Source organism: Rhodococcus sp. 05-2254-5, assembly GCF_002258575.1.
GTDB classification, from domain to species: domain Bacteria; phylum Actinomycetota; class Actinomycetes; order Mycobacteriales; family Mycobacteriaceae; genus Rhodococcoides; species Rhodococcoides fascians.
On sequence record NZ_NOZG01000028.1, the window covers coordinates 110922 to 123709 of the forward strand.

The 12788-nt window shown below is 66.2% G+C and carries 11 protein-coding genes; 8 read left to right on the forward strand and 3 right to left on the reverse strand.

Annotated elements, in window-relative coordinates:
- Positions 1–92: 92 nt before the first annotated feature.
- A complete protein-coding gene (gene upp, locus CH278_RS19180) occupies positions 93–716 on the forward strand; it encodes a uracil phosphoribosyltransferase (protein ID WP_032383959.1) in 624 nt (207 codons plus the stop codon).
- Between the two features lie 32 nt (positions 717–748).
- On the forward strand, positions 749–1639 hold the full coding sequence (locus CH278_RS19185; RefSeq protein WP_230591647.1) for a DUF2797 domain-containing protein: 891 nt from the start codon (positions 749–751) through the stop codon (positions 1637–1639).
- Position 1640: 1 nt separating this feature from the next.
- Here the strand turns inward: CH278_RS19185 and CH278_RS19190 are convergent, their stop codons facing one another.
- The gene (locus tag CH278_RS19190; protein WP_094622623.1) at positions 1641–3242 is read right to left on the reverse strand and encodes a phospho-sugar mutase; all 1602 of its coding nucleotides are present in this window, start codon (positions 3240–3242) and stop codon (positions 1641–1643) included.
- A complete protein-coding gene (locus tag CH278_RS19195; RefSeq protein ID WP_048319886.1) occupies positions 3239–4066 on the reverse strand; it encodes a purine-nucleoside phosphorylase in 828 nt (275 codons plus the stop codon). The genes CH278_RS19190 and CH278_RS19195 overlap by 4 nt, the downstream gene beginning before the upstream one ends.
- Positions 4067–4151: 85 nt before the next feature.
- Here CH278_RS19195 and CH278_RS19200 point away from each other — a divergent pair, with 85 nt between their 5' ends.
- The 3 genes from CH278_RS19200 (at position 4152) to CH278_RS19210 (ending at position 7417) form a co-directional block, all read left to right on the forward strand.
- Positions 4152–4856: an enoyl-CoA hydratase-related protein gene (locus tag CH278_RS19200; RefSeq protein ID WP_094622624.1), complete on the forward strand. Its 705-nt coding sequence runs from the start codon at positions 4152–4154 to the stop codon at positions 4854–4856.
- A gap of 117 nt (positions 4857–4973) precedes the next feature.
- Positions 4974–6137, forward strand: coding sequence for a M20 family metallopeptidase (locus tag CH278_RS19205; protein ID WP_179274370.1), 1164 nt, complete (start codon positions 4974–4976; stop codon positions 6135–6137).
- Positions 6138–6253: 116 nt separating this feature from the next.
- A complete protein-coding gene (locus CH278_RS19210) occupies positions 6254–7417 on the forward strand; it encodes a M20 family metallopeptidase (RefSeq protein WP_032370909.1) in 1164 nt (387 codons plus the stop codon).
- A 37-nt stretch (positions 7418–7454) separates the two neighbouring features.
- Here the strand turns inward: CH278_RS19210 and CH278_RS19215 are convergent, their stop codons facing one another.
- Positions 7455–7919 (reverse strand): gamma-glutamylcyclotransferase, encoded by a 465-nt coding sequence (locus CH278_RS19215; protein ID WP_027496440.1) that lies wholly within the window; start codon positions 7917–7919, stop codon positions 7455–7457.
- Positions 7920–8100: 181 nt separating this feature from the next.
- Between CH278_RS19215 and CH278_RS19220 the strand changes: the two genes are divergently transcribed.
- The 3 genes from CH278_RS19220 (at position 8101) to CH278_RS19230 (ending at position 12707) form a co-directional block, all read left to right on the forward strand.
- Entirely contained in the window at positions 8101–9504 is a 1404-nt protein-coding gene (locus CH278_RS19220) for an NAD(P)H-quinone dehydrogenase (RefSeq protein ID WP_027496441.1), read from the forward strand.
- A gap of 140 nt (positions 9505–9644) precedes the next feature.
- Positions 9645–10877: an aminotransferase-like domain-containing protein gene (locus tag CH278_RS19225; RefSeq protein ID WP_094622625.1), complete on the forward strand. Its 1233-nt coding sequence runs from the start codon at positions 9645–9647 to the stop codon at positions 10875–10877.
- Between the two features lie 99 nt (positions 10878–10976).
- A complete protein-coding gene (locus CH278_RS19230; protein ID WP_027496443.1) occupies positions 10977–12707 on the forward strand; it encodes a glycerol-3-phosphate dehydrogenase/oxidase in 1731 nt (576 codons plus the stop codon).
- The last annotated feature ends 81 nt before the right edge of the window (positions 12708–12788 follow it).

The following is a 12788-nucleotide window of genomic DNA, read 5'->3' on the forward strand; positions in this document are numbered from 1 at the left end:
CCACGACTTGCCGTTCGCCGTGCGTCTCGGCGATCTCCTCCGGTGGGGCTCATCGTGTGGGCCTCATGGTGCTGGGCCTTATCCTGTGAGACATGGATACACACGTGGTCGACCACCCACTGGCCGCCGCCCTGCTCACCACCATGCGGGACGAGCGGAGCGACAACGCCACGTTCCGAACTGCGCTCCGCCAGCTCACCCACATGCTGGTGTACGAGGCCACCAGGGACGCCGACATCGACACGTTCGAGGTACGTACTCCCGTCGCAGTCACCCAGGGCACCCGGTTGGCTCATCCGCCGCTGCTCGTGCCCGTACTGCGTGCCGGTCTCGGCATGGTGGAGAAGGCGAGCGGTCTGATTCCACAGTCTCGCGTCGGGTTCGTCGGGATGGCCAGGGACGAGCAGACGCATCAGCCGGTGCCCTACATGGAGTCCTTGCCCGACGACCTGTCCCAGACTCCGGTCTACGTGCTCGACCCCATGCTGGCGACCGGCGGATCGATGGTGCACACGATCGAGCTGCTCGTTGGACGCGGCGCAACCGATGTCACTGCCATCTGCGTCGTGGCCGCCCCCGAAGGTGTCGCAGCGCTCGAAGCGTCGGGACTCCCGGTGCGACTCGTTGCCGCGAGCATCGACGACGGACTCAACGAGAATGCCTTCATCGTCCCGGGCCTCGGCGACGCGGGCGACCGTCAGTTCGGACCCCGCTGATTCGCTCCGGTGCAACCCTGCTCGCGCTCGGGGTGTCCTGGCCCTCCGCCGGGCCCGACACCCCGCGGTTGCGCCTGCTCGATATCGAGACCGAGCAGGTCGAGTTCCAGGAGCTGGTGGGTAACACACTGAGCTACCGCGCTCTCGGCGGTGCGGCAGACCGATACTGCACGGGCCGAACGGCATTCACTGCGGACGGGCCGCCGCGGTACGTTCCGTGCCCGGGCCGAGAGCCGGCCGTCGGGTCGAGCCAGTGCGCACGGTGCGCGGACAAGGACGTGTTTCGTTTCGTTCATACCGTGCACCGCAGCGGATTCGTCTCGCGTGATCTGGAAAAGCATGTCATGGCACCGCATTGGCTCTACCTGGCGGCATTTGCCAACGGCACCTTCAAGATCGGGACAGCCGCGCAGACTCGCAAATGGGGTCGGCTGGCCGAGCAGGGGGCTATCTGTGCGCAGTACGTCGCGCACGCGGACGACGGCAAGGCCGTGCGTGTCGCCGAGGACCTGGTGACCGAAAGGCTCGGACTACGGCAGGCCGTACGGTCGGCGACGAAGGCAGCATCGCTGTGCGTGCCACTCGATCTCGACCGATTGGAGGCAGGCACTGTCGCGCGTGCGGAGCAGGTCCGTCAGCTGTTGACCGACGCCGCGATCGGCGGATGCCGGCCGATCGCGGAGCGGTGGACTCCGCCTGCGGGGCGGGAAACATTGAGCGAAAACGATACTCGGGTTGCCTACCCCGCCGATGTCGCAACCGGCTCTCATGGACTGCAGATCAGGACATGCGTCGGGCAGGCAGTGATCGCCTCGGTCGACGAGCAGACCTACGTCGCGGATCTAGCGGCATTGAAGGGTCGGCGCATCGAACTCGGGGCTTTCACGTCCGATCTGCCAGCGGTGCAGTCGGCACTGTTCTGAGTTACAGCTCTTTTGCGAACGCGGAGAGCTGGGCCAGGAGTTCGTCCGCCGTCGCTCTCGCCCTTGCCAGATCCTGCCGGTCCGAGACGGGCTCGACGACCTCGAGGTACGCCTTGAGCTTGGGTTCGGTCCCGGACGGCCGCACGATGACCCGGAGTCCGGATCCCGCGATTTCGACTGCGTCGGTGCGCAACTCGTCGTCCCGGTCGGCGTAGTCCATGACAGTCACCGTGCGTCCGGCCAGCTCGGTCGGCGGCGTGCTGCGCAGTCGGCGCATCATGTCCCCGATGTCGGTGAGATCCTGCACTCGGCGCGACACCTGCGCACCGCTGTGGACTCCGAATTCGACGGCGAGGTCGTCGAGTACGTCGAGTAGCGTGCGTCCGTCCTGCTTCAGCGCTGCCGCGAGGTCCGCCAGTACGACGGCGGCAGAAATCCCGTCCTTGTCTCGCACCACATTCGGATCTACGCAGTGACCGATCGCTTCTTCGTAGGCGTACACGAGGCCGTCTCCGGCGCGCACGAGCCATTTGAAACCGGTCAGTGTGCGGGCATAGCGCGCGCCGCGGGCCGGTGCCAGTGCCGAGAGCAGCTGCGAGGACACGATGGTGTTGGCCACCAGTGAGCCGGGCGGTGCGTCACGCAGCAGGTAGTCGGCCAGCAGAGCGCCGGTTTCGTCCCCGGTCAGCATCTGCCAACCGTGAGCGTCTCGGACTCCGACTGCGCAGCGATCGGCATCGGGGTCGAGTGCCACGGCGAGGTCGGCGTCGGTCTCGGCCGCCAGCGCGAGAACCGCGTCCGCAGCACCCGGCTCTTCCGGGTTGGGGAAGGTCACCGTCGGGAAGGACGGATCGGGCTCGAACTGCTCCTCGACCACCCGGATGTCGCGGAACCCAGCGCCGCGCAGTGCCGCCACGGCGAGTTCTCCGCCGACGCCGTGCAGTGCTGTCAGGGCGATACGAACATCGCGTGATCTCGAACGGGGCAGTCTCACAACCGAATCGAGATAGCGCGACGCGATGTCCGAGCCGCTGGGCTCGACGGCTGTGCGAGGCACGTCGACTGCATCTGCGCTGGCGTCGATGAGCGCCTCGATCTGGGCATCGCTCGGCGGAACCAACTGCGACCCGCCCCGCAGATACACCTTGTACCCGTTGTCGGCGGCGGGGTTGTGCGATGCGGTGATCTGCACCCCCAGCTCGGCATCGAGCGCCCGTACGGCGAAGGCGACAACGGGCGTGGGGAGTGGTCGAGGCAGAAGGACCACCGAAAATCCCTGCGCAGCCAACGTTTCCGCCGCCGCGAAGGCAAACTGTTCCGAACCGGTGCGCGCGTCACGGCCCACCACGACCGTGGATCCTCCGAGGCCCTGCCCGAGCAACCACGCTGCGATACCGGCGGTTGCTCGTACGACCACGGCGACGTTCATGCCGTTCGGGCCGGCGCGCACCGGCCCTCGGAGACCGGCGGTGCCGAAGGTCAACGGACCGCTGAATCGGTCCGCGAGTTCGGAATCGGAGAGGCCGTCGAGTTCGTCGCGGCTCGCCGGATCGGGATCTCCCGCGATCCAGAGTTGCACGCGTTCGGTGAGATCCTCGATCACAGCCGGGTGACCAACTCGTGCAGCAGAGCGCCCATCCGAGCTGCCGAATCCTTGCCCGCAGCGAGCACTTCGGAATGATCGAGGTGTTCTCCGGTCATGCCGGCAGCGAGGTTGGTGACCAACGAAATTCCCAGCACGCGAGCACCCTTTGCACGGGCGGCGATCGTCTCGTGCACAGTCGACATGCCCACCAGATCTGCACCGAACGTGCGCAGCATCTTGATTTCGGCAGGCGTCTCGTAGTGAGGGCCCGGCAGTCCCGCGTAGACGCCGTCCTCGAGAGACGGATCGATCTCGGCCGCGAGAGCGCGGAGTTCGGGTGAGTAGGCACCGACGAGATCGACGAATTCGGCGCCGACGAGCGGCGAACGGGCGGTCAGGTTGAGGTGATCGGAAATCAGAACCGGTTGGCCGACGCTCATGCCTTCACGGATGCCGCCGGCGGCGTTGGTCAGGACGACGGTCGTCGCGCCTGCCGCGATAGCGGTGCGCACCGGGTGCACGACGCGTCGGAGGTCGTGGCCCTCGTAGGCGTGCGTACGGCCCTGAAGTAACAGAGTGTGGGTTCCGCCCACGTCCACCGAGGTGATCGTGCCGGAGTGGCCCGACGCGGACGGCGGCGCGAAGCCGGGGAGATCGGCCATGCGCACGGTCGCGGTGGGGGAGCCGAAGACATCTGCGGCCGCCTGCCAGCCGGAGCCGAGGACGATGGCGACGGTATGGGTGTCGATGCCGGTCGCTGCAGCGAGAGCATCGGCGGCGGTGCGCGCCGCCGCGTCGGGATCGGTCACGGGATCGGTTGCTCGTGCGTCGGAAGTTGCCACGATGAACAACAGTATGAGATCGCTGCGATGGATGTGGAACCGAGACGGTGCGACCGGGAAGTTACCGCCGAGTAGTATCCGCTGCATGCCTTATCTCGAACGCGACGGTGATGTCCACATCTTGTTCCTCGGTGCCCAGGAGGGCGCGGGCAATCCAGAGAACAGGTTCCACCCCGACTGGATAGATGCCGTCCATGCACTGCTCGACGAGGTCGAGGCATCGACCGGTCCGGCCGCGCTGGTCACCACCTCTGCAGGCAAGTTCTACAGCAACGGACTCGACACCGATTGGCTGTTCGCGAACCTGGACCGGATCACCTGGTACCTCGATCGCGTGCACACGCTCTACACGCGGCTGTTGGCATTCCCGATGCCTACGGTCGCAGCGGTGCAGGGCCATGCATTCGGTGCGGGCGCAATGTTCGCAACAGCGCAGGACTTCCGCATCCAGCGCGCAGACCGAGGCTTCTACTGCCTGCCGGAGGTCAACCTCAACATGCCGTTCACCGTCGGCATGTCTGCCCTGATCAATTCCAGGCTGCCCAAGCAGACCGCCGTCGAGGCGATGTTGACGGGCCGTCGCTACGGCGGGGCCGATGCGGTGGCCGCAGGAATCGTCGAGGCCACGGCGTCCGAGGAATCGGTTGTCTCCGACGCCGTTGCCAAGGCGGCGGCGCTGACCAGCACCCGGGGAGCGAACCTGGCCGGCATCAAGAGTCGGATGCACGTGGACCTGCTCGCTGCGCTGACGACGCCGACGGACGACAGCAACTTCAGCTTCGGTAACTAGCCCCGTCCGGCACTGTTCGGGCTCGGAGTCGGCACAGCCGTTCCGACACGCCGCCGCGCTAGTGACACACTGTCTCTCGTGATCGACGAACCGAACAGTGCCGCCGTGGGCGAGGAAATCGGCCGCGCGCTCGCTCACACAACCGACGAAGTGGTTGCGCTGTCGCACTCGATTCACGCAGAACCGGAACTGGCGTTCGAGGAATATCGCAGCGTTGCGAAGGTCCTCGACACGCTTCGCGCCCACCATTTCGAGATCGAATCCGGGGTCGCCGGCATCGACACCGCATTCACCGCGTCGGTGGGTAGCGGCGAGCTCGTGATCGGAATCTGCGCGGAGTACGACGCGTTGCCCGAGATCGGTCACGCCTGCGGCCACAACATCATCGCCGCGTCCGCGGTGGGTGCCGCCCTGGCGCTTGCGCCGGTGGCCGATGCTCTCGGCATCACGGTCCGGGTGCTCGGCACCCCAGCCGAGGAAACCGGCGGCGGCAAGGTCCTGATGCTCGAGCGCGGCGTCTTCGACGACATCGGTGCCGCACTGATGGTGCATCCGGGCCCGTTCGACATCGTGGGCGCGACGTCGCTGGCATTGGCCGACGTTGCCGTCAAGTTCACCGGCCGCGCTGCCCATGCGTCGGCCGCCCCCGAGTGGGGAATCAACGCGGGCGATGCCGTCACCGTCGCGCAGGTGGCGCTCGGGCTCATTCGGCAGCACCTCTCGCCCGGCCAGCAACTGCACGGCATCGTCAGCGACGGCGGCGTCGCGCCGAACATCGTGCCCGGACATGCCGAACTGCTCTACTATCTGCGCGCGAACAGCACCGAGTCACTCGATGCGCTGACGAAGAAGACGTTCGCCTGTTTCGAGGCGGGCGCCATTGCCACCGGATGCACTCACGAAATCCGCACGGTCTCGCCGACGTACGCGGCCCTGACCCCGGATTCGTGGCTGGTGGCGGCATTTCGTCAGGAGATCGAATCGCTGGGACGGTCGCCGTTGTTACCGGAATTGGAAGGATTTCGCCCGTTGGGCAGCACTGACATGGGAAACGTGACGAATGTTCTACCCGGAATCCACCCCGTCGTCGGCCTCGATGCCGGAGGGGCGGTGACGCATCAACCGGAGTTCGCCGCAGCGTGTGTCACCGAGTCCGCCGATCGTGCACTGCTCGACGGTGCTCTCGCCCTCGCCGGAACGGCCGCTCGTGCCGCAGCCGATCCACAGACCCGGGCGCGTCTGCTCGACGGTGTGAACGCTCGATCGGCGGCGCAGCGATGAGCGCAGGCGAAGAGGCGGAAGTTCGGATGAGCGCAGGCGAAGAGGCGGAAGTTCGGATGAGCGCAGGCGAAGAGGCGGAAGTTCGGATGAGGGCAGGCGAAGAGGCACAAGTTCCGATGAGTTCACGTGAAGCCGCGATCGATCGGTGGATTCAGGCTCACACAGAAGATCTGTCCCTGTGGCGTCGGCACATTCACGCCCATCCGGAACTGGCCCGTCGTGAATTCGCTACGACGGCGTTCGTCATGGAGCAGCTGTCGGCGGCAGGCCTGTCACCCAAACCTCTGCCCGGCGGTACGGGCTTGATCTGCGATATCGGTCCCGACGGCCCGCGCGTCGCGCTGCGCGCGGACATGGACGCGCTGCCGCTGCAGGAGATCACCGGTGCGCCGTACACGTCGACGGTTCCCGGCGTGTCCCACGCGTGCGGGCACGATGCGCACACCACGGTGCTGCTGGCGACCGGACTCGCGCTGGCGTCGCTGCCGGACCTGCAACATGGCGTCCGGCTGATCTTCCAACCTGCCGAGGAGGTCATGCCGGGCGGTGCACTCGACGCCGTTGCCGCGGGAGCGCTCGACGGGGTGTCGAAGATTTTCGCGTTGCACTGCGATCCGCGGCTCGAGGTGGGGCAGGTGGGAGTGCGTGTCGGGGCCATCACCTCCGCCGCCGACACCGTCGAATTGCGTCTGGACTCGCCTGGCGGGCACACGTCGAGGCCGCATCTGACGACCGATCTGGTCTACGCGTTGGGGACCGTCATCACCGGGCTGCCCGGCATGTTGAGCAGACGCATCGATCCGCGAACCAGCACGGTGATGGTCTGGGGTGCGGTCGTGGCGGGGCAGGCCCCCAACGCCATTCCGCAGACCGGCATGCTCACCGGAACGGTACGGACCGGCGACCACGAAACGTGGGCGCTGCTCGAGCCGCTCGTTCGCGAGATCGTCACCGGTCTGCTGGCACCGACCGGGGTGCGATTCGAGCTGCACTACCGTCGCGGCGTACCGCCTGTAGTGAACGACCCGGCGTCCACGGCCACCTTCGAGAAGGCAATCGGCCGAGTCGGTCCGACAGCATTGGCCGACACGGCTCAGTCCGGTGGTGGCGAGGACTTCTCGTGGTACCTGGAGAACGTGCCGGGAGCGATGGCCCGACTGGGCGTGTGGTCGGGGACCGGTCCGCAACTCGACATCCATCAGCCGACATTCGACCTCGACGAGCGAGCCTTGGCCGTGGGTGTGAAAGTGATGACCGGAATCGCATTGGACCCGAACTAGCGGTCGGGCGGTTGTCGTCGCCGCTGACCGCGAACTTCTACGACGTGGTGCCCGGTCCTACGTTGCGGCTGTTCCTGGTGCGCAGGTCGCGCACGTATTCGGCTGGGGCACCGGCAATTTCGGCTGCCTCGGCCATGACCCCGAGGTAGCGTGCCGACGGTAGGCCACCCTCGTAGGCGTCGAGAACGTAGAGCCACGCGAGGACCGGCTCGCCTCCGGTCTCGATGCGCAGCCGAATCTTGCGGTGGATGCCGAGCTCCGAGCCCTCCCACCGATCCAGGCTCTCCTCGTCCTCGTCGGAGACGTCGTAGAGCACCACGAAGACCTGTGAGTCCGGGTCCTCGACGATCGTGGCGAGCGCGCCCTCCCAGCCGATGTCGCCACCGCCGAAGGTCAAGCGCCACCCGTGCAGCCACCCGGTTCCCGACAGCGGTGAGTGGGGGCAACGCTGCAACATCTGCTCCGGATGCATGTTCGATCCGTAGGCGGCATAAATTGGCACGTCGGCCAGCCTAAACCGTATCGCCGCCCGTTGACGCCCCGTGGTGGTGTTTCGGTGCGTCGTCGCAGGTACGCCGAGCGACGGGTGGAGTGAAGCTAGCCTTACCGACGCGCGGAACCGGACACTGCAATACCGTTGACGTGACACAGTACAAAGATTTCAGCACGCGAGAAGAGGATCAATGACCCGGATTGTGATCATCGGTGGTGGTCCGGCAGGGTACGAAGCAGCATTGGTGGCGGCGCAGCACGGCGGACAGGTGACGCTCGTCGATTCCGACGGCATCGGTGGCGCCTGCGTTCTGTGGGACTGCGTGCCGTCGAAGACGTTCATCGCCTCGACCGGCATTCGCACCGAGATGCGTCGCGCGAGCGACCTCGGAATCTCACTCGACCCATCACAGGCAGCGGTCGCGCTGCCCCAGATTCATTCGCGAGTGAAGAGCCTCGCGCAGGCGCAGTCCACCGACATCGCGCACCGGGTCACCTCGGTGGGCGTCGAAATACTGGCCGGTCGCGCCGAGATGATCGACACGCACGTCGGATTGGCCTCGCACCAGATCAAGGCGGTGTTGGCCGACGGCGAGGAGCGAATTCTCGACGCCGATGTCGTCCTCGTCGCCACCGGAGCGCGCCCCCGCGTCGTCAAGGGTGCCGAGCCGGACGGCGAACGCATTCTCAACTGGCGGCAGTTGTACGACCTCGAAGCACTGCCAGAACACCTTGTCGTCGTGGGATCCGGTGTGACCGGTGCCGAGTTCGTCTCGGCCTACACCGAGATGGGCGTCAAGGTCACCGCGGTATCGAGCCGCGATCGCGTCCTCCCGCACGAGGACGAGGACGCTGCCCTTGTGCTCGAAGACGCGTTCAACGAACGTGGCGTCACCCTCGTCAAGCATGCCCGCGCAGACTCGGTCGTCCGCACCGACGACGGTATCGTCGTCACGCTGTCCGACGGGCGCACCGTCGAGGGCAGCCACGCGCTGATGACCGTCGGATCGGTCCCGAACACGTCGGGACTCGGTTTGGAGAAGGTCGGGATCGAGCTCGACAAGGGTGGATACCTGCGTGTCGACCGCGTGTCTCGTACTGCGGTCGCGGGCATCTACGCGGCGGGTGACTGCACGGGTCTGCTGCCGTTGGCGTCGGTGGCCGCGATGCAGGGACGCATCGCGATGTACCACGCCCTGGGCCAGGCCGTCAGTCCCATCAAGCTCAAGACCGTGGCGTCGGCGGTGTTCACGCGGCCCGAGATCGCATCGGTCGGCGTCGCACAGTCCGCGATCGATGCAGGCGACGTACCGGCACGCACGGTGATGTTGCCGTTGACGACCAACCCGCGAGCGAAGATGAGTGGTCTCAAGCGTGGTTTCGTCAAGATTTTCTGTCGCCCCGCCACCGGTGTGGTCATCGGTGGCGTGGTGGTTGCTCCGAGCGCATCGGAGTTGATTCTTCCGATCGCGATGGCCGTGCAGAACAATCTGTCGGTGAACGACCTGGCCAACACGTTCTCGGTCTATCCGTCGCTGTCGGGTTCGGTCATCGAGGCCGCGCGTCAGTTGATGGCGCACGACGACCTGGACTGATTTCACAATGTGAGAAGTGCGTTTCATATTCCGGACGCACATGACATAGTCGAGAGAGCGGACACACCCGTCCGCTCTCTCTTCGACTCTGCGGATCCGCGGGCCGTTCTTCCCGTCCCTGCTGCCCTGGAGTCTCTTTCGTGTCTTCGATTCATCCGCCTGCCGGCTTGGCCCGACGCACCGCAACACTCGACAGCTCGGCCATCCGCGACATTCTGGCCCTGACCGCTCGCGACGAGATCATCAGCCTGGCCGGCGGTTTACCGGCCGCAGATCTCATACCGGTCGACCGCATCGCTGCCGCAGCGGACGCAGTGCTGCGACACTCCGACGCAGTGCAGTACTGTGAGACCTCCGGCCACCGAGCCCTGCGCCGCGTCATTGCAGCCAGGGAAACCCTCGCACGCGAAGGGGGTACCGTTCCGGTGGAATCCGTCGTCGTGACGCACGGATCGCAGCAGGCCCTGACACTGCTCGCGCAGGCGCTGATCGACCCGGGTGCCGTCGTGGTGGTCGACGAACCGGCGTATACCGGAGCGCTGCAGGTGTTTTCGATTGCCGAGGCACAGATCGAATCCATCCCCATCACCGATGGCGGGATGGATGTCGACGAGCTCGAAGCGCGGCTGCTCGCCGGCCTGCGGCCCGCGGTGGTCCATACGGTCGCCAACTTCCACAACCCCCGCGGCGTGACGATGACCGAGGCTCGCCGTCGCCGACTCGCGGCCCTGGCCGACCGGTACGGATTCTGGATCATCGAGGACGATCCGTACGGCGAGATCTGGTTCGACACAATCGAATCCGGACCGCCCCCGTTGCCGATCGCGTGTCACAGCGATCGGGTCGTCACGTTGTCGAGCGCGTCGAAGATCCTGGCACCGACTCTGCGCGTGGGATGGTTCGTTGCCCCGCCCCGAGTGTGCGCGGCGGTGGAACTGCTCAAACAGGGTGCCGATCTGTGCGGTTCCTCGCTGACACAGCTGATGGCAGCGGACATGCTGGGCGACACCGGGTGGCTGGCGGACCACCTGACCGATCTTCGGCGTGAGTACGGTTGTCGCGCAGACGCATTGACGAGCGCTCTGTCCGGGGAATTCGGTTCGGCGCTGGACGTCTCGCGACCCACAGGTGGAATGTTCGCATGGGCGACCTTTCGCGACGGGACCGATACCACCGAGCTGCTCGCTGCGGCGCTCGCGCACGGCGTCGCGTTCGTGCCGGGTAGCGCGTTCGTGCGCGCTGCAACGTCCACGTCGGCCGAGTACTTCCGCCACTCGCTGAGGTTGAGCTTCGCCGGCTCCACACCGGAGGTGCTGAACGAGGCAGTGCGGCGGCTGAGCGCGGCACATACGTCGATGACACGGCGAAGCTGAACCGCGACCAGCCTGCGCTGGTTCTGCGCTCGGCCGACCTGGGGCGGTAGCCTGACGTGGGAGATATCGTGAGGAATTTTCGAGGACAGGGAGCGCCCAGTGAGCAACCGATCGAACACGAAGTTCCTCGGACCCACCCAACGGGTGGAGGCGTGGGACCAGCTCGGACGCGAACAATTCGACGTCGTGGTCGTCGGCGGTGGCGTCGTGGGTTCGGGTGCCGCGCTCGACGCCGCAACACGAGGCCTGAAGGTAGCGCTCGTGGAGGCGCGTGACTACGCGTCGGGCACGTCCTCTCGCTCGTCCAAGATGTTCCACGGTGGCCTTCGCTACCTCGAACAACTCGAGTTCGGACTCGTCCGTGAGGCGCTGCACGAACGTGAACTCTCGCTCTCCACACTCGCGCCGCATCTGGTCAAACCGCTGAAATTCCTGTTCCCCCTCACCCATCGGGGGTGGGAGCGCCCGTACATCGCGGCGGGTATCTTTCTGTACGACCGGATGGGCGGTGCCAAATCGGTTCCGCAACAGAAGCATCTGACCCGTTCGGGTGCCCTGCGGATGTCGCCCGGCCTCAAACGGAAGTCGCTGATCGGCGGAATTCGGTACTACGACACCGTCGTCGACGACGCGCGGCACACGATGACCGTCGCCAGAACGGCAGCCCACTACGGCGCAGTGGTGCGTACGTCCACTCAGGTCGTGGGGTTCCTCCGTGAAGCCGACCGTGTTTCCGGTGTGCGAGTACGAGATTCGGAGACCGGGGCCACCACCGAGGTGCGTGCGCACGTGGTGATCAACGCCACGGGCGTGTGGACAGACGAAATTCAGTCGCTGTCGAACATGCGTGGTCGCTTCCGAGTACGGGCCTCGAAGGGTGTGCACATCGTGGTGCCGCGCGATCGGATCGTCAGCGAAGCCGCGATCATTCTGCGCACCGAGAAGTCCGTGCTGTTCATCATTCCGTGGGGCGCGCACTGGATCATCGGCACCACCGATACCGACTGGAACCTAGATCTCGCGCACCCCGCCGCGACCAAAGCCGATATCGACTACATTCTCGGCGAAGTCAACGGGGTGCTCGTCACGCCGCTCACGCACGACGACATCGACGGCGTCTACGCGGGATTGCGGCCGCTACTGGCGGGTGAGAGCGACGAGACGTCCAAGCTGTCCCGTGAGCACGCGGTGGCGCGGGTGGCACCGGGACTCATTGCCATCGCAGGTGGCAAGTACACGACCTACCGGGTGATGGCCGAGGACGCAGTGGATCTCGCGGCCGAGGACATCCCGGCGCGGGTGGCGTCGTCGATCACCGAGAAGGTGCCGCTCGTCGGCGCGGACGGTTACTTCGCGCTGGTCAATCAGGCCCCGCACCTGGGCGAAGTACACGGGCTGCATCCGCACCGAGTGACTCATCTGCTGGACCGGTACGGCTCGCTGATCGACGAGGTGCTGGCCATGGCGGACGGCAAACCCGAACTGCTGCAACCGTTGACCGACGCGCCCGCTTATCTGCAGGTCGAGGTGGTCTATGCCGCTGCGGCCGAGGGCGCATTGCACCTCGAGGACGTGCTGTCGCGGCGCACCCGGATTTCCATCGAGTACTCGCATCGGGGGATGAACTGCGCGGGTCAGGTCGCCGCACTCATCGCCCCGATCCTGGGGTGGGACGAGGCCACGGTCGACCGTGAGGTCGACACGTACCGGGCTCGGGTCGAGGCCGAGATCGCGTCGCAGCGTCAGCCGGACGACGAATCTGCCGACGCCCTGCGGGTCGTCGCCCCCGAAGCGCGTCAGGAAATTCTCGAACCCGTCCGGACCCTCTGAGTCACGGAACCCGAACCAGCGTCCGCGGTGCGCGAGCAGCCGTCGCGCCGGAGACAGCCATGACCAGCAGGGTGAGTATCG